Raw genomic sequence first — 15,394 nt, forward strand, 5'->3', positions numbered from 1 at the left:
ACGATGCCTGAATTACCGGAAGTTGAAACGGTCCGGCGGAATTTAGAACAGTCGGCCGTTGGAAAAACGGTGGAGACCGTGAAAGTATACTGGCCTAACATTATTAAACGCCCCGATGACCATGAAGCTTTTTCTATGATGCTTGGGGGAAAGACGATTGACCATGTACACCGTAAAGGAAAATTTTTAGTCATTTATCTTGAAGATCTGGCTGTTGTTTCTCACTTGCGTATGGAAGGGCGTTACGAATGGAGTGATGGTGGAGAGCCGGATAAACACACGCATGTGCGCTTTCATTTCACCGATGGTACGGAGCTTCGCTATCGTGACGTGCGGAAATTCGGCACGATGCACGTGTTCAGCCGCGGCGAGGAATGGAACGAAAAGCCGCTGAATCAGCTTGGGGCGGAGCCTTATCGTGACGCTTCGTTTACCGCTGATTATCTGCACGCCCGGTTTCAAAAAACGTCACGCAGTATTAAAGCGGTGCTGCTCGACCAGTCAATCATTGCAGGGCTCGGAAACATTTATGTGGATGAAGCGCTGTTCCGGGCAGGTGTTCTGCCGGACGCTCCAGCCGCAGGACTCGGAAAGCCTGTAGTGGAAATCCTTCAAAAGCAGATAACAGAAGTGATTGAAGAAGCAGTAAAACAGGGAGGAAGCACGGTGCGTTCCTATGTGAATGGAGACGGACAGGCTGGTGCTTTCCAATTAAACCTGTTTGTATATGGAAGAAAAGGGGAGCCGTGCAAGGTATGCAGCCATGAAATCGAGAGGGCTGTAGTGGCGGGCCGGGGCACGCACTACTGTCCAGTCTGCCAGACGAAGGAGGGGACAAAATGGTTATCGGTCTTACAGGCGGAATAGCAAGCGGAAAGTCACTGGTGGCAGACGCCCTGCGGGAGCAGGGTCTGCCCGTGATTGATGCGGATGTAATCTCGCGGGAAGTGGTGGAACCGGGGGAGCCTGCCTTAGAGCAGATCATTGAGCATTTCGGTCCGGAAATCCTTCAGTTTGATGGCACACTCGACAGAAAGAAATTAGGCTCCGTCATTTTTAATGATACTGAAAAACGCCAGGTGCTCAATCAAATTATTCATCCGGCTGTCAGGCAGCGCATGATAACCAAACGCGATGATCTCGTACGCGAAGGAAATGAACATGTCGTGCTCGATATCCCGCTTTTGCTTGAAAACAATTTAAGCTTTATGGTCGACCGGGTCATTGTCGTTTATGTAAATGAGACAACACAAAAGCGGCGGCTTGTGGAGCGTGACGGCCGGGGAGAAGAAGATGCGGCCGCGAGAATCAAATCGCAGATGCCCCTTGAAGAAAAAAGGGAGCTGGCAGATGCAGTAATCGATAACTCGGGCACAGAAAAGGAAACAAAAACCCAGGTGAACGAGTTGCTTGAGCAATGGAAAATAAAATAAAAAGCCAGAGTAACCACTTTTCGTAAAAGAAAGTGGTTATTTTTTTAAAATAGGTTGCAAGAATACGCTGTCAATGTGTTATACTATTTTTAGATTTCACTTATAAAAGTATAACATATTTCCAGAGGAGGATATTAAATGAAAACAAGCATAGCGATCAACGGTTTCGGACGAATTGGGCGTATGGTTTTTCGAAAGGCAATGATGGATCCTGAAGTTGAAGTGAAAGCCATCAATGCTATGTATCCTCCTGAAACGCTGGCTCATTTAGTGAAGTACGATAGCGTGCACGGTCCGTTTCCGCTTGACGTAAAATCTGAAGGAGACGAAATGATTGTGGATGGAAAACGAATCCGCCTGCTTCAAAACCGAAACCCCCTCGAACTCCCTTGGGAAGAACTGGGTGTAGATATTGTGGTCGAAGCGACGGGGAAATTTAACCGTGGCCCGGACGCTGAAATGCATATAGAAGCTGGAGCGAAAAAGGTAGTGTTAACGGCTCCCGGCAAAGAAGTCGATACAACCATCGTAATGGGAGTAAATGAAGAAGACTACGATCCGGAACGCCATCACGTAATTTCAAATGCTTCCTGCACGACGAACTGCCTTGCACCGGTCGTCAAGGTGCTTGAAGACAGCATCGGTATTGAAAGCGGTTTAATAACAACCGTGCACGCATACACCAATGACCAGAATAATATGGACAATCCCCATAAAGACCTGCGCCGGGCAAGAGCCTGCGGCCAGTCGATTATCCCGACCTCTACCGGGGCAGCCAAAGCATTGTCAGAGGTGATTCCTTCCATGGAGGGAAAAATGAACGGGATGGCTCTCAGGGTACCGACGCCGAACGTGTCGCTTGTGGATATGGTAATCGATATGAAGCGTCCGGTGACGGAGGAGGAAATCAATCAAACACTAAAGACGGCTTCAGAACAGAAATTAAAAGGCATTATTTCCTACTGTGAGGATCCGCTCGTATCAACAGATTTTAACGGGAACGAAAATTCATCGATTATCGATGCGCTCTCTACTATGGTTATTAACGACCGTCAGGTTAAAGTACTTGCATGGTACGATAATGAGTGGGGCTACTCCTGTCGGGTAGTGGACCTGGTGAAAATGGTCGGTGAGCCAGCCGTCGGGTACTCTTCCGTCGCTTCGTTTTAAAGATCGTTAATGTGGGAAAGCGTTCCGTGAGCGGGGCGCTTTTTTTATTTATCCTCAGTATGAATATCAAATAGAGAAGGTACAGAGCTTATACAGCCCAGAACGCCGTAAATTCAGGGTTTAAGACGCTGCGTGGGAAAACTGGTTGCAAATTGCAAATAAACATCGTATACTGAATTTCGTGCCTTTGCGTCTTTGAATTAAACGGCAGAAATGCACAGTTTCCAGGCGTATACAGGTATACCAACGGTTACTGCAAGGGTTAGTGCCAAATTGGACTAACTTTCCCCCAGAGTAGCCTTTAAAGCGTGACGGGCCGATCAAAACACAGCGACCTAATGATGTAATAAAAAGAAACAAAGGGGGAAACGTACCATGGAAACAATGGGACGCCATGTCATTTCCGAGCTTTGGGGATGTGACGAAGAAACTTTAAACAATGTAAATGCAATCGAACGTATCTTTGTAAACGCCGCTTTAAAAGCAGGCGCTGAGATAAGAGAAGTGATTTTTCATAAATTTGCTCCGCAGGGTGTAAGCGGAGTCGTCATTATTTCAGAATCCCATTTAACGATTCACAGTTTTCCGGAACACGGCTATGCCAGCATCGATGTGTATACTTGCGGGGACCATATTGATCCAAATACGGCGGCTAAATATATTGCCGGTTCCCTCGGTGCCGAAGCGGAAGAAACGATAGAAATTCCCCGCGGAACAGGCCCTATCCGTGTAGAGCGTCCGGAAGCAAACGCCTTATAATACGCATACGAACACCGTTCAAGCAGCTGCCTGTGCTTGAACGGTTTTTTATTGCCTCGACTGGAAGGGATTCAAAGAAATACACAAATTGTCATCCTCCCGCGAGGAGCGAATGTGATATGATAGAACCAATAAAAATAGAGACCGCCCATCAAATTGGAGATGATAATAATGAAATGCCCTGTATGCTACTCCAATGGCACACGTGTATTGGATTCGAGGCCGAGCAATGAAGGCCGTTCCATCCGGCGCCGGCGTCAGTGTGATACGTGCCACCACCGCTTTACCACATTTGAAATTGTGGAAGAACTGCCGCTTGTCGTAGTGAAAAAAAATGGGAACCGTGAAGAATTCAGCCGTGAAAAAATGCTGAGAGGCTTGATCCGGGCCTGTGAAAAGCGGCCAATTCCAATGGAAACGCTCGAGGGCATCGTCTCGAGGGTGGAAAATAAACTGCGGGAAGAGGGACGGACGGAAGTGAAAAGTGAAGAAGCCGGAGAGCTTGTCATGGAAGAGCTCGCGGATATTGATGAAATCGCCTATGTCCGTTTTGCTTCTGTTTACCGGCAGTTTCGTGATATAAATGTATTCATCAATGAATTAAAAGAACTGATTGATAAAGAAAACAAAGAGGATTCATCAAAATCATAAAAAGGAGGGCGGCGCTTTGAGTCTGCATTGGATGGAAGTCAAACCGGTAGACGGGTACTACGTTCGCACAAGTAAAGAATTCAGCGAGAGCACGGATAAAACGATGTCTATGCTCTACCAGCCGTTAGTCGGAAGCAAAGCGATCGCTCTCTACCAGACTCTGCAGAATAAATTGGAAAAGGACTGCTATGAAAGTTCCGAAGCCACCCATCATGAACTGATGGCTTTTTTGCAGATGCCTTTAAATGAAATTTACGCTGCCCGCCGCCTGCTTGAGGGCATCGGGCTTCTCAGGGTTTATGAATTAAAAACACAATCACTGGATAAAACATTTGTGTATGACATCCAGCCGCCTATGTCGCCGCGGGCTTTTTTTCAGGACGATGTTTTAAGTGTATTTTTGTATAACCGCCTTGGGAAAAGTAAATACATTCAGCTGCGCCAGCGTTTTGGCATTTCGGCTGTGCCCGAAGCCGCAGAAGAAATTACGGCTTCGTTCAATGAAGTATTTGCTTCTCTGCATGCATCGGAAATGGCTTCCGAACCGCCTCCGGCAGATGAAGGGACGGAGTTTATCGGCGGCAGTGAGCCGTCGCGTCTGCAGCTTGAAGAAAATGGATTCGATATGGAAATGCTGAAAGCTTCGCTTCCTTCCTTTCTTGACACCTCGCGGCTGTTAACGCCTTCGCTGCAGCAAACCGTGCGCCGGCTTGCTTTTGTGTACCAGCTCTCGCCGATTGATATGGGAAAAGTGATTCAGGAGTCCTTATCAGCGGATGATGAAGTAAACATTGAGGATCTTCGTAAAAAAGCAAAAAATCATTACCGCATGGAGCATGGAGCAGCCCCGCCTGCGCTCGGAAACCGTACAGAACACCAGGAGCCAGCGCCGGCAAAGGACCGCCCTGTGTCCGAGCAGGAGCAGATGAAGCAGTTTTATGAACAGACGTCCCCGGTGACGTTTCTTCGTTCGGTTGCCGGAGGAGCGACTGTACCGGAATCCGATATTCATCTCGTGGAGGAGCTTTTATTCAGCTATCGTTTATCCCCGGGAGTGGTAAATGTGTTGACCGACTATGTAATGCAGAAAAATAACATGAAATTAAGCAAGGCGCTTGTGTATAAAATCGCCGGCCAGTGGACACGAAAAAAAGTACATACTGTAGAGGATGCTATGAAGCTTGCGAAGGAAGAGCATAAGCAGGCACAGGAACGGCTGGCGCCTAAAAACAATTATGCGAACAAACGCCAGCAGGGCTATGTCCGAAACGATAAACTGCCTAAATGGCTGGAAAAAGAAGAGCAGTCGGAAAATACGCCGGAGAAAGGTACAAACTCCACGCAGGAGGAGCAGCTGTCGAAGGAAAGGGAGCGCTTTGAAGAAATGCTGAAGGAGCGCCGGGAAAGAGCAAACCGTTAAAAGAAAGGAGGCGGCTGGATGGATTCGATCGGATCATCGTTAAACAGATGGATGGACAAAGATTGGAAGGAGCGGATGGCGAGACTTGAAAAAGAAGTATTTGCCTATCCGGGAGTCATCGATTTTAAACGCCGTCATCCGCATATACCAGCGGAAGAATATGAAAAAAACAAGGCAGCTTTATTTGAGTATAAGCGGGAGCGCAGCAACTGTGATGCCTGTCCGGGGCTCGAAAACTGCCCAAACCTGATGCAGGGGTACCAGCCGGAATTGATGGAAGACAAAGGAAAAGTGACGGTTGCCTATCATCGCTGTTCACTAAAGGTACACGATGACGAAAAGAAAAAAAGACAGGCCCTTATTAAAAGCTATTATATCCCAAAAGAGATTCTGCACGCTTCCTTTGATCAGGTGGACATGGACCATGAATCAAGGGCGAAGGCAGGGACCGCAGCACTTCACTTTGCATCGACCACCGTGCCCGGGGAGGACGGACAGGGACTATACCTGTACGGAAAATTCGGGGTCGGTAAAACGTATATTGCCGGAGCTATTATGAATGAACTGGCAGAGCGCAGCATCGGCTCGATGATTGTACACGTGCCGGATTTTTTCCGGGAGATCAAGGAATCGTTATCGGATAATACGGTGAGGGAAAAGGTGGACAGCGTCAAAGGTGTGCCGGTGCTCATACTCGACGATCTTGGAGCCGAGTCAATGAGTGCCTGGACAAGAGACGATATTTTAGGCGTTATTCTGCAGTACCGGATGATGGAAAAGCTTCCTACTGTCTATACGTCCAATTATGATTACAGTGAACTTGAAGAGCATTTGACGTATTCCCAGAAGGGCGGTAACGAGAGGCTGAAGGCTAAGCGCATCATGGAGCGCATCCGCCCGTTCACAGAAGAAGTCTTCATGGATGGACAGAACCGCCGGGGATAATTGGAAATACAGAGGGCATTCTAAGTGTATAATACAAATAAATATGCTACCATGATGATAGCGCCCAGCATGCAGAAAATGGGTTGGATTCGCGGTATTTTCATGCGAGCGCCACAAAGGAATTTTCTGGAGGGTATACAAATGAACATTGATGGAATATTGGAACGGGCACTAAACGGAGAACGACTGACAATGGAAGATGCTGTCCGCTTGTATGAAAGCGATGAAATAGAAAAAATGGGAGCTGCCGCGGATGAAATTAAAAAACGCTGGCACCCGGAGCCTGTCGCTACCTTTAACATAGGCCGGAATGTCAATTACACAAACGTCTGCGATACTTTCTGCCGCTTCTGTGCATTTTACCGCCGGCCGGGCTCGGAAGAGGGCTACCTTCTTTCGGATGACCAGATCCTGCAGAAAATTAAAGAACTCCAGGATGTTGGAGGAGACGAAATTCTAATGCAGGGTGGAACCAACCCGAATCTTCCATTTGAATACTATACGAACCTGCTCAAAAAAATTAAAAGCCATTTTCCTGACGTAACGATGCACTCGTTTACGCCGGCAGAAGTCTATAAAATGATGGAAGTTTCCGGCCTGTCATTGAGAGAGGTATTAACGGCTCTTCACGAAGCTGGTCTGGATTCGCTTCCGGGCGGCGGTGCCGAAATACTCACAGAGAAAACGAGAAAACGGATCAGCCGCTTGAAATGCACGGCCGATCAATGGATCGACTGCATGAAGATGGCTAAAGAGGTTGGTATGCACGGTACGGCAACGATGGTTATTGGCTTTGGCGAATCAAACGAAGAGCGGGCAGAGCATCTGTGGCGCATTCGTGAGGCGCAGGATGAATCCAACTGCTTTTTGGCCTTCATATCCTGGACCTTCCAGCAGGATTACACAAGCATGAAAGGCGAGCGTATTACACCGGAAGGCTATCTCCGGAACGTAGCCATTTCGCGCTTATTTCTGGACAACATCCCGAACTTCCAGTCCTCCTGGGTAACAGCAGGACCAGAGACAGGGAAACGCTCCCTTTCCTACGGCTGTAATGACTTTGGCAGTACCATGATGGAAGAGAACGTCGTCTCTTCAGCCGGTACCACGCACAAAGTGAATATCAACCGAATTCTTCGTTTAATACGGGAAGCAGGCTACACGCCGGCGCAGCGCAATACGAAGTATCATACGCTTCGGGTGTTTGAGGGAGAAGAGAACAGCGAAAAAGACTTTGTAATGCAAAACTAACTACAGGTTGCATCATAAGGAGCTTTTCGCTATGCTGAAATAGCGAAAAGGAAAATGCAAGGATGAGGACATGAAAATAAAACAGGCGTCCCAGAGAAGAGAACCAGGGCTGGAAGTTCTCTACGAACCGTTTTATTTTTACCCCCTCGGAGCTTCGGCAGGGAACAGCAGTATCTGCCGGCGGGCCCCCGGCCGTTACCCGGATAGAGTCGTCCCTGCGCTTGGGACGGAAACTAGGGTGGAACCGCGGCTGAGCCCGCCCCTTTCGAGGGGGCGGGCTTTTTTATGTGTTTTTTGGTTTATTACAGTTATAAAAGGAGGACAAATCACAGTGGCAGAACAGACAATCACGCTCATATTTCCAGATGGGAACGAAAAATCATATGACATCGGCACGACCACAGAAGAAGTAGCCGGAGGTATCAGCTCAGGCCTGAAAAAGAGTGCACTGGCAGGAAAGATCAACGGAAGAATGGTGGATCTTCGCACTCCGCTCCGGGAGGACGGTCAGATTGAAATCATTACGTACCAGTCCCCGGAAGGCCTTGAAGTGCTCCGGCACAGCACCGCACACGCGATGGCCCAGGCGGTGAATCGCCTGTTTGATGACGTGCAGCTTGGCGTCGGCCCGGTGATTGAAAACGGGTTTTATTATGACATTGATATGGCGCACCAGCTGACGCCGGAAGACCTTCCCAGAATCGAAAAAGAGATGAATAAAATCATCGATGAGAATCTGGAAATTATTCGCGAGGAAGTGTCCCGGGAAGAAGCAGTCCGCTTTTTTAAAGAGCTTGGTGACGAGCTGAAGCTGGAATTAATTGAAGATATCCCGCAAGGAGAACAGATTGCGCTTTACCGGCAGGGAGAATTTGTCGATTTATGCCGCGGCGTCCATGTACCGCAAACATCCAAATTGAAAAAGTTTAAGCTGATGAACATTTCCGGGGCTTACTGGCGCGGAGACAGCAATAACAAAATGCTGCAGCGTATTTACGGCACCGCCTTTGAAAAGCAGTCCCAGCTTGATGATCATTTGAAAATGCTCGAAGAAGCCAAAGAGCGCGATCACCGTAAAATCGGCAGAGAGCTCGATATATTTACGACAAGTCAGACAGTCGGGCAGGGACTTCCGCTCTGGCTTCCGAACGGTGCCACAATCCGTCGGATTATTGAGCGCTATATTGTAGATAAAGAAGTGCGCCTCGGCTATGATCACGTGTATACGCCGGTGCTTGGTTCCTCCGAGCTGTATAAAACGTCGGGCCACTGGGACCACTATCAGGATGATATGTTCCCGCCGATTGAAATGGACAATGAAACCCTCGTGCTTAGGCCGATGAACTGTCCGCACCATATGATGGTTTATAAAAATAAAAAGCACAGCTATCGCGATCTGCCGGTCCGCATTGCAGAGCTCGGGACGATGCACCGTTATGAAAAATCCGGGGCGCTTGCCGGCCTGCAGCGCGTGCGGGCGATGACGTTAAACGACGGTCACATTTTTGCCCGCCCGGATCAGCTGAAGGATGAATTCATTCGTGCTGTAAGGCTTGTCCGTGAAGTCTACCATGATTTTGGCATCAAGGATTACACCTTCCGGCTTTCGTACCGGGACCCGGAGGATAAGGAAAAATACGTGGATGACGACCAGATGTGGGAAAATTCCGAGCGCATCTTGAAGGAAGCGATGGATGCGATTGACGCTGAATACGTAGAAGCAGAAGGGGAAGCAGCATTTTACGGCCCGAAGCTCGATGTCCAGGTAAAAACAGCGATGGGCAAGGAAGAGACGCTTTCCACCGTCCAGATCGACACCCACCTTCCTGAACGTTTTGATCTCACGTATGTTGGAAGTGACGGAGGCGAGCATCGTCCGGTAGTAGTCCACCGGGGCATAGTGTCCACGATGGAGCGCTTTATCGCTTTTCTGCTTGAAGAATACAAAGGCGCTCTACCGACGTGGCTTTCTCCTGTTCAGGTGAAAATTATACCGGTTTCGCCTGACGTTCATCTCGACTATGCGAAAGAAGTAGAAATGGCGCTGCAGGCATCAGATGTCCGGGTGGAAGTGGATACGAGGGATGAAAAGCTCGGCTACAAAATCCGTGAAGCCCAGACGCAGAAAATTCCTTATATGCTTGTGCTTGGCGACAAAGAACAGGAAGCAAACGCCGTAAATGTACGCAGATACGGTCAGCAGGATTCAGAATCACAGCCGCTGAATGATTTTGTGGAAAATGTAACAGCGGCTATTAATGAATATCGGTAAAATGGTTGACGTCCTAATGGACCCGTGCTAAGATGTCCTAGTGTGAAAATAATTAATCCCTAAAGAAGAAGCGCCCGCTTCTCACCTGACCGACAAACGTTGGCTGGTTATTATCAATATATTGAATGTGTAGAGCATATATTCTGTATACGTGTGGGCGCTTCTCTGTTTCAGAGGGTGTCTGCACGTTTTTTTCGTTGTGCCAATGGTATGTATTTGCGTGGAAGCCCCGCGCACTAAATTTCTGGAGGTGGCTTATTATTCGTAAGGACCAAAAGGTAAACGAGGGCATCCGTGCCCGTGAAGTTCGACTCATCGACGCTAACGGAGAGCAGCTTGGAGTGAAATCAAGGAACGAAGCTTTAGAGCTGGCCGGGAAAGAAAACCTTGACCTTGTTCTTGTCGCTCCAAACGCGAAACCGCCTGTCTGCCGTATTATGGATTACGGTAAATATCGTTTTGAACAGCAGAAAAAAGATAAAGAAGCCCGGAAAAAGCAAAAAACGATCAACGTGAAAGAAGTTCGTTTGAGCCCGAGCATTGAAGAACACGACTTTAATACAAAGCTGCGTAACGCACGCAAGTTTTTGTCTAAAGGCGATAAAGTAAAAGCAGCTATCCGCTTCCGCGGTCGTATGATCACACACTCTGATATCGGTAAAGAGGTACTTGACCGGTTTGCTAAAGAATGTGAGGACGTAAGTACGATTGAGACGAAGCCGAAAATGGATGGCCGCAGCATGTTCCTCATGCTCGCTCCAAAAGCGGAGCAGGAACGGGAGCAAAAAGAAGAATCCAGCAAAGAAGAATAGACAGCGGTTTTTTCCGTTATATTAAAAAAGGAGGATGTCACTTATGCCAAAAATGAAATCTCACCGCGGAGCAGCAAAACGTTTTCGCAAAACAGGAAGCGGCCGTGTAAAACGCGCACGCGCATTCACGAGCCATATGTTTTCGCATAAATCCCAAAAGCAAAAGCGTAACCTTCGTAAGCCGGAGCTTGTTTCCAAGTCCGACTACAAGCGTATCAAGACACTACTGCCGAAAACGAAAAAATAAGCACGACCAAATAATTGAGATAAGCTAAGGAGGGGTTGACGATGCCAAGAGTAAAAGGCGGATATGTGGCACGTCGCAGACGTAAACGAGTATTAAAACTCGCGAAAGGTTATAGAGGTTCTAAGCACAGACTGTTTAAAACAGCACAGGAACAGGTAATGAAGTCCCTGCAGTATGCTTACCGGGACCGTCGCCAGCGCAAACGCGAATTCCGTAAGCTGTGGATTGCACGTATTAATGCAGCAGCGCGGTTGAACGGCTTGTCCTACAGCCGCATGATGCATGGCCTGAAGCAGGGCGATATCCAAATGAACCGTAAAATGCTCGCAGACCTTGCGGTAAATGACGAAAAAGCATTCGCAGAGCTTGCTGAAAAGGCGAAATCAAACTTATAATTAAACAAAAAAGCGGAGCGCCCGGTAATAAGGCGTTCCGCTTTTTATTGTTTTTCGGGCTGTTTTGCTTCAAGCTGCTGCATAAACTCTTTCACCGGACTGTTCCACTCAATGGCAGCTTCCGGATAGAGAGAAAGAATTTCCCGCTCGAGAAATGTGAAATCCTCGCGCTGGAAGCCGCGCAAATGCTCGCTTTCAATTACCCACAGTGAAATCGTAACTACTTCAAACGCTTTTTCGGTTGTACCTACGTATTTTTCGCCTTCAAACATGACGCCTTTATGGGTAGCCAGTAAATTTTTCCGTACGTTTTGCTGGTCATCCAGCAGGTAGAATTGTTTTTTGTGGTGGGCTGCTTCCAGTTTTCTCCTTGAATTATTCCAGTACCTCCAGAACGAGTAAATGATAATAATAAGAGCGATCAACAGCAGCACCCGTAAAAGAATACCCAATCTTTACACCCTCCTCTGCATCTATCGGATTAAGCGTACATAAGCCTCGTCATTTCTAATATATACGCACAGTTTACTAAAAAGTTTCACAGGCGCCAGGGTACGATAGATTATGTTTGAGCCCTGCGGCAAAGTTCTTTATACTGAATATGGAAGAACCCGCACCACACCGCTTGTACTGATGAGAATATTAATTCAGAGCGTTAATAATATTTTCCCTTTGCATGTGTGTGTAAAACAACCGTACATAAAGGAGGCAGCATGAAATGGCAGAATTAGATCCAACATTGCAGATGCTAAAGGACCTCACGGACGCAAACGGCGTTCCGGGGAACGAACAGGAACCGAGAAAAGTGATGACCCAGTATATTTCTCCTTACGCTGATGAAATGAGCACCGATCGGCTGGGAAGCCTGATTGCTAAAAAAACCGGCCAGGCCGGCGGCCCGAAATTAATGATTACCGGACATCTGGACGAAATTGGTTTTATGATATCGGGAATCGATGAGAATGGCTTTTTGAAATTCCAGACCCTCGGGGGATGGTGGAGCCAGGTGATGCTCGCCCAGCGGGTGAAGGTGATGACCAGAAAAGGAAACATCACCGGCGTCATTGGCTCAAAGCCGCCGCATATTCTGCCGGCGGAGCAGCGCAAGAAAGCGATGGAAATTAAAGATATGTTCATCGATATTGGTGCTTCAAGTAAGGAAGAAGCAGAATCATTCGGTGTACGTCCGGGAGATTCGGTCGTGCCGGTGTGTGACTTTGAAGTGATGAATAATGAAAAACTGCTGATGGCGAAAGCCTGGGACAACCGTATTGGCTGTGCTATCGCGATTGAGGTGCTAAAGCGCCTCGAAAACGAATCCCATCCGAATGAAATTTACGGTGTCGGGGCTGTACAGGAGGAAGTTGGCCTGCGCGGAGCGAAAACAGCAACCAACCTTATTCAGCCGGATATCGGCTTTGCAGTCGATGTAGGGATTGCCGGGGATACGCCGGGTGTTACAAGTAACGACGCCAGGGCGAAAATCGGCAAAGGCCCGCAGCTTCTAATGATGGATGCTTCCGTCATCGCACACAAAGGTCTGCGTGATTTCGTTGTCGGGGTGGCTGAAGAGAAAGAAATTCCTTTTCAGTTCGACATGATGGCAAACGGAGGTACAGATGCAGGGTCTATTCACCTGTCCGGTGAAGGAGTGCCGGCTATGGCCATTACGATTCCGACCCGCTATATTCATACCCATGCGGCTATTCTGCACAGGGACGACTTTGAGCATGCCGTGCAGTTAATCGTAGAAATTGCGAAGCGTTTAGACCGGGAAACAGTGGAGTCATTAACGTACGAAACGTAAAAACACAGCCTTTCTGTCCACGGCGGACGGGAGGGCTGTTTCTTTTCTTTCTGCCGTGGGGCAAAGTGTGCTACGATAAGAGAAAATACTGGGGGAGACAGCGAAGTGAAGCGGATAGAATCGGCAAAAAACCCGAAAGTAAAAGAGATAAAAAAACTTCATAAACGTAAGGAACGGGAAAGGTCAGGACTTTTTTTAATTGAGGGAGACCATGCGCTGACAGAAGCTGTGCGGTCACAGGCCTGGATTGAAGAAATTTTTATCGAAGAGCATAAAGAGTGGCCTGAGGTTTTTAATGAAATACCAACACCAGCGACAGAAGTAACAGAAAGCGTGATGAAAGAAATCAGTTCTACGGAAACGCCGAAAAATATCGTAGCTGTATGCAGAATTCCTGAATTTTCTAATGTGAGAAGCGGCGGATATTCTTTTTTTGTGCTTGTCGACAGCATTCAGGATCCGGGTAATCTGGGAACGATCATCCGGACGGTGGACGCGCTTGGAAAGGGCGTAGTCGTTCTCGGCACAGGAACGGTGGATGCATACAACGAAAAGGTGGTCCGGGCGACGCAGGGCTCGTTGTTTCATGTTCCGGTCCTGCAGGAGGATCTTGGCGAATGGCTGGAATGGCTGCAGGAAACGGACATTCCGTGCTTTGGCACATCGCTTGATGAAGGAACGTCGTATTCGGCACTTGAGCCACAGCCGTACTTTGCGCTAATTATCGGCAATGAAGGAGCCGGTGTACAAAAGAAATGGCTCGAGCGGACCGACCAGAACCTGTACATTCCGATCCCCGGCCAGGCAGAATCACTAAATGCGGCTGTCTCTGCCGGCATCCTGCTGTATCATTTGAAGCAGACGGATTGGTGATGGTTGCAATCGGGCCGGGCTTTTTCTATAATAATGCATATTGAAACATATAAACACAAATGCGCAGATGAAGAGTAGTAGCATTGCTTCCTGCTGAACAGGGAAAAGGTATCGCTGACTGAAAATACCTTACAGTAAGGATTTGTGAATTCGCTTCGGAGCAGCCGCTGGAGTATTCCCCGTGGAAGAAAAGCGTGCCGGAACCTGTCGTTACAGGAGAGTGAGCTGTGCACTGCAGCTAACAAGGGTGGTACCGCGAGCCTTCGTCCCTTTCAGGGAGAGGGCTCTTTTTATTTGGCATAAAAATGGAGGGAACCAGGATATGATAGAACGTTTGGAGGAGCTGCAGCAGGAAGCGCTGCAGCAGATTGAAGAAGCTGGCGACACAAAAGAATTAGAGCAGGTGAGAGTAAAATATTTAGGAAAGAAAGGCCCAATTACGGAAGTGCTCCGGGGGATGGGGCAGCTGTCCAAGGAGGAGCGTCCTGTTGTCGGTCAAAAAGGGAACGAGGTACGCGAAGCCATTCAGGAGCGTCTGGAGAAAAAGACGAAAATACTTGCCGATGAAGCATTAAAGGAAAAACTCAAAAAAGAGACGCTGGATGTAACACTTCCGGGGCGTAAAGTTCAGCGCGGGGCGAAGCATCCGCTGACGAGCGTGGTGGAGGAGATTGAAGATATTTTTATCGGCATGGGATTCGAAGTGACTGAAGGACCGGAAGTCGAAACCGATTATTACAACTTTGAAGCCATGAATCTGCCAAAAGACCATCCGGCCCGGGATATGCAGGATTCTTTTTATGTCAGCAGTGATCTGCTGTTGCGTACGCAGACGTCGCCTGTGCAGGCCCGCTCGATGGAACGCCACCACGGCGAAGGACCGGTGAAGATTATCTGCCCGGGCAAGGTCTACCGCCGGGATGACGATGACGCTACTCACTCCCACCAGTTTATGCAAATCGAAGGACTGATGGTTGATGAAAATATCCGGATGAGTGATTTAAAAGGGGTGCTCGAAACATTTGTGAAAAAATACTTCGGGGAGGAAAGAGAAATCCGCCTACGCCCGAGCTACTTCCCGTTTACCGAGCCGTCTGCAGAGCTTGATGTTTCGTGCGGCATCTGCGCCGGGGAGGGCTGCCGCATCTGCAAGCATACCGGGTGGATTGAAGTACTCGGGTGCGGAATGGTGCATCCGCGGGTACTGGAGATGAGCGGTTTTGATCCGGAAGTATACAGCGGCTTTGCCTTTGGAATGGGAGTGGAACGCTTCTCCCTGCTGAAGTACGGCATTGATGATATCCGGCATTTTTACACGAACGATATGCGCTTTTTAAAACAATTCACTCGAGTATAGAA

16 protein-coding genes and 2 other annotated features are annotated in these 15,394 nt (G+C 48.3%); of the genes, 15 read left to right on the forward strand and 1 reads right to left on the reverse strand.

What is annotated here, in order from left to right; genetic code table 11:
- Positions 1–3: 3 nt before the first annotated feature.
- From mutM to rplT, 12 genes are all read left to right on the forward strand, one after another.
- On the forward strand, positions 4–867 hold the full coding sequence (gene mutM, locus G548_RS0105295; RefSeq protein WP_022793110.1) for a DNA-formamidopyrimidine glycosylase: 864 nt from the start codon (positions 4–6) through the stop codon (positions 865–867).
- Positions 840–1,433 carry a dephospho-CoA kinase gene (gene coaE, locus G548_RS0105300; RefSeq protein WP_022793111.1) on the forward strand — a complete coding sequence of 198 codons (594 nt, stop codon included), beginning with the start codon at positions 840–842 and terminating at the stop codon, positions 1,431–1,433. Before mutM ends, coaE begins: the two co-directional genes overlap by 28 nt.
- Positions 1,434–1,571: 138 nt before the next feature.
- Entirely contained in the window at positions 1,572–2,603 is a 1,032-nt protein-coding gene (locus G548_RS0105305) for a glyceraldehyde-3-phosphate dehydrogenase (RefSeq protein WP_022793112.1), read from the forward strand.
- 375 nt (positions 2,604–2,978) lie between these two features.
- On the forward strand, positions 2,979–3,362 hold the full coding sequence (speD, locus tag G548_RS0105310; RefSeq protein WP_022793113.1) for an adenosylmethionine decarboxylase: 384 nt from the start codon (positions 2,979–2,981) through the stop codon (positions 3,360–3,362).
- 171 nt (positions 3,363–3,533) lie between these two features.
- Positions 3,534–4,013, forward strand: a complete 480-nt coding sequence (nrdR, locus tag G548_RS0105315; RefSeq protein ID WP_022793114.1) for a transcriptional regulator NrdR — start codon at positions 3,534–3,536, stop codon at positions 4,011–4,013.
- A 16-nt stretch (positions 4,014–4,029) separates the two neighbouring features.
- Positions 4,030–5,433 (forward strand): replication initiation and membrane attachment family protein, encoded by a 1,404-nt coding sequence (locus G548_RS0105320; RefSeq protein WP_022793115.1) that lies wholly within the window; start codon positions 4,030–4,032, stop codon positions 5,431–5,433.
- 18 nt (positions 5,434–5,451) lie between these two features.
- Complete coding sequence (gene dnaI / locus G548_RS0105325; RefSeq protein ID WP_022793116.1) at positions 5,452–6,378, forward strand: primosomal protein DnaI; 927 nt, start codon at positions 5,452–5,454, stop codon at positions 6,376–6,378.
- A gap of 141 nt (positions 6,379–6,519) precedes the next feature.
- The gene (gene mqnC, locus G548_RS0105330; protein WP_022793117.1) at positions 6,520–7,629 is read left to right on the forward strand and encodes a cyclic dehypoxanthinyl futalosine synthase; all 1,110 of its coding nucleotides are present in this window, start codon (positions 6,520–6,522) and stop codon (positions 7,627–7,629) included.
- 331 nt (positions 7,630–7,960) lie between these two features.
- The gene (thrS, locus tag G548_RS0105335; protein ID WP_027847227.1) at positions 7,961–9,901 is read left to right on the forward strand and encodes a threonine--tRNA ligase; all 1,941 of its coding nucleotides are present in this window, start codon (positions 7,961–7,963) and stop codon (positions 9,899–9,901) included.
- 56 nt (positions 9,902–9,957) lie between these two features.
- Positions 9,958–10,100: a sequence feature (ribosomal protein L20 leader region), on the forward strand.
- Positions 10,099–10,713 carry a translation initiation factor IF-3 gene (infC, locus tag G548_RS17400; protein ID WP_245558588.1) on the forward strand — a complete coding sequence of 205 codons (615 nt, stop codon included), beginning with the start codon at positions 10,099–10,101 and terminating at the stop codon, positions 10,711–10,713. Its footprint overlaps the feature before it by 2 nt.
- Positions 10,714–10,756: 43 nt before the next feature.
- Positions 10,757–10,960 carry a 50S ribosomal protein L35 gene (gene rpmI / locus G548_RS0105345; protein ID WP_022793119.1) on the forward strand — a complete coding sequence of 68 codons (204 nt, stop codon included), beginning with the start codon at positions 10,757–10,759 and terminating at the stop codon, positions 10,958–10,960.
- 41 nt (positions 10,961–11,001) lie between these two features.
- Positions 11,002–11,355: a 50S ribosomal protein L20 gene (rplT, locus tag G548_RS0105350; protein ID WP_022793120.1), complete on the forward strand. Its 354-nt coding sequence runs from the start codon at positions 11,002–11,004 to the stop codon at positions 11,353–11,355.
- 44 nt (positions 11,356–11,399) lie between these two features.
- On the opposite strand, the gene G548_RS0105355 is transcribed toward rplT, so the two are convergent.
- The gene (locus tag G548_RS0105355) at positions 11,400–11,807 is read right to left on the reverse strand and encodes a hypothetical protein (protein WP_022793121.1); all 408 of its coding nucleotides are present in this window, start codon (positions 11,805–11,807) and stop codon (positions 11,400–11,402) included.
- Positions 11,808–12,073: 266 nt separating this feature from the next.
- Between G548_RS0105355 and G548_RS0105360 the strand changes: the two genes are divergently transcribed.
- From G548_RS0105360 to pheS, 3 genes are all read left to right on the forward strand, one after another.
- Complete coding sequence (locus G548_RS0105360; RefSeq protein WP_022793122.1) at positions 12,074–13,162, forward strand: M42 family metallopeptidase; 1,089 nt, start codon at positions 12,074–12,076, stop codon at positions 13,160–13,162.
- Between the two features lie 105 nt (positions 13,163–13,267).
- Positions 13,268–14,035: a TrmH family RNA methyltransferase gene (locus G548_RS0105365; protein ID WP_022793123.1), complete on the forward strand. Its 768-nt coding sequence runs from the start codon at positions 13,268–13,270 to the stop codon at positions 14,033–14,035.
- A gap of 55 nt (positions 14,036–14,090) precedes the next feature.
- Positions 14,091–14,309: a binding site (T-box leader), on the forward strand.
- Positions 14,310–14,357: 48 nt separating this feature from the next.
- Positions 14,358–15,392, forward strand: coding sequence for a phenylalanine--tRNA ligase subunit alpha (pheS, locus tag G548_RS0105370; RefSeq protein ID WP_022793124.1), 1,035 nt, complete (start codon positions 14,358–14,360; stop codon positions 15,390–15,392).
- Positions 15,393–15,394 lie beyond the last annotated feature (2 nt).

The sequence above is a fragment of the Marinococcus halotolerans DSM 16375 genome (genome assembly GCF_000420725.1).
Taxonomy (GTDB): Bacteria; Bacillota; Bacilli; order Bacillales; family Marinococcaceae; genus Marinococcus; species Marinococcus halotolerans.

What these genes read in the sequence shown, in the direction of transcription:
- mutM (WP_022793110.1), top strand. Translation starts at nt 4, where the DNA reads ATGCCTGAATTACCGGAAGTTGAAACGGTCCGGCGGAATTTAGAACAG.
- coaE (WP_022793111.1), top strand. Translation starts at nt 840, where the DNA reads ATGGTTATCGGTCTTACAGGCGGAATAGCAAGCGGAAAGTCACTGGTG.
- G548_RS0105305 (WP_022793112.1), top strand. Translation starts at nt 1,572, where the DNA reads ATGAAAACAAGCATAGCGATCAACGGTTTCGGACGAATTGGGCGTATG.
- speD (WP_022793113.1), top strand. Translation starts at nt 2,979, where the DNA reads ATGGAAACAATGGGACGCCATGTCATTTCCGAGCTTTGGGGATGTGAC.
- nrdR (WP_022793114.1), top strand. Translation starts at nt 3,534, where the DNA reads ATGAAATGCCCTGTATGCTACTCCAATGGCACACGTGTATTGGATTCG.
- dnaI (WP_022793116.1), top strand. Translation starts at nt 5,452, where the DNA reads ATGGATTCGATCGGATCATCGTTAAACAGATGGATGGACAAAGATTGG.
- mqnC (WP_022793117.1), top strand. Translation starts at nt 6,520, where the DNA reads ATGAACATTGATGGAATATTGGAACGGGCACTAAACGGAGAACGACTG.
- rpmI (WP_022793119.1), top strand. Translation starts at nt 10,757, where the DNA reads ATGCCAAAAATGAAATCTCACCGCGGAGCAGCAAAACGTTTTCGCAAA.
- rplT (WP_022793120.1), top strand. Translation starts at nt 11,002, where the DNA reads ATGCCAAGAGTAAAAGGCGGATATGTGGCACGTCGCAGACGTAAACGA.
- G548_RS0105360 (WP_022793122.1), top strand. Translation starts at nt 12,074, where the DNA reads ATGGCAGAATTAGATCCAACATTGCAGATGCTAAAGGACCTCACGGAC.
- pheS (WP_022793124.1), top strand. Translation starts at nt 14,358, where the DNA reads ATGATAGAACGTTTGGAGGAGCTGCAGCAGGAAGCGCTGCAGCAGATT.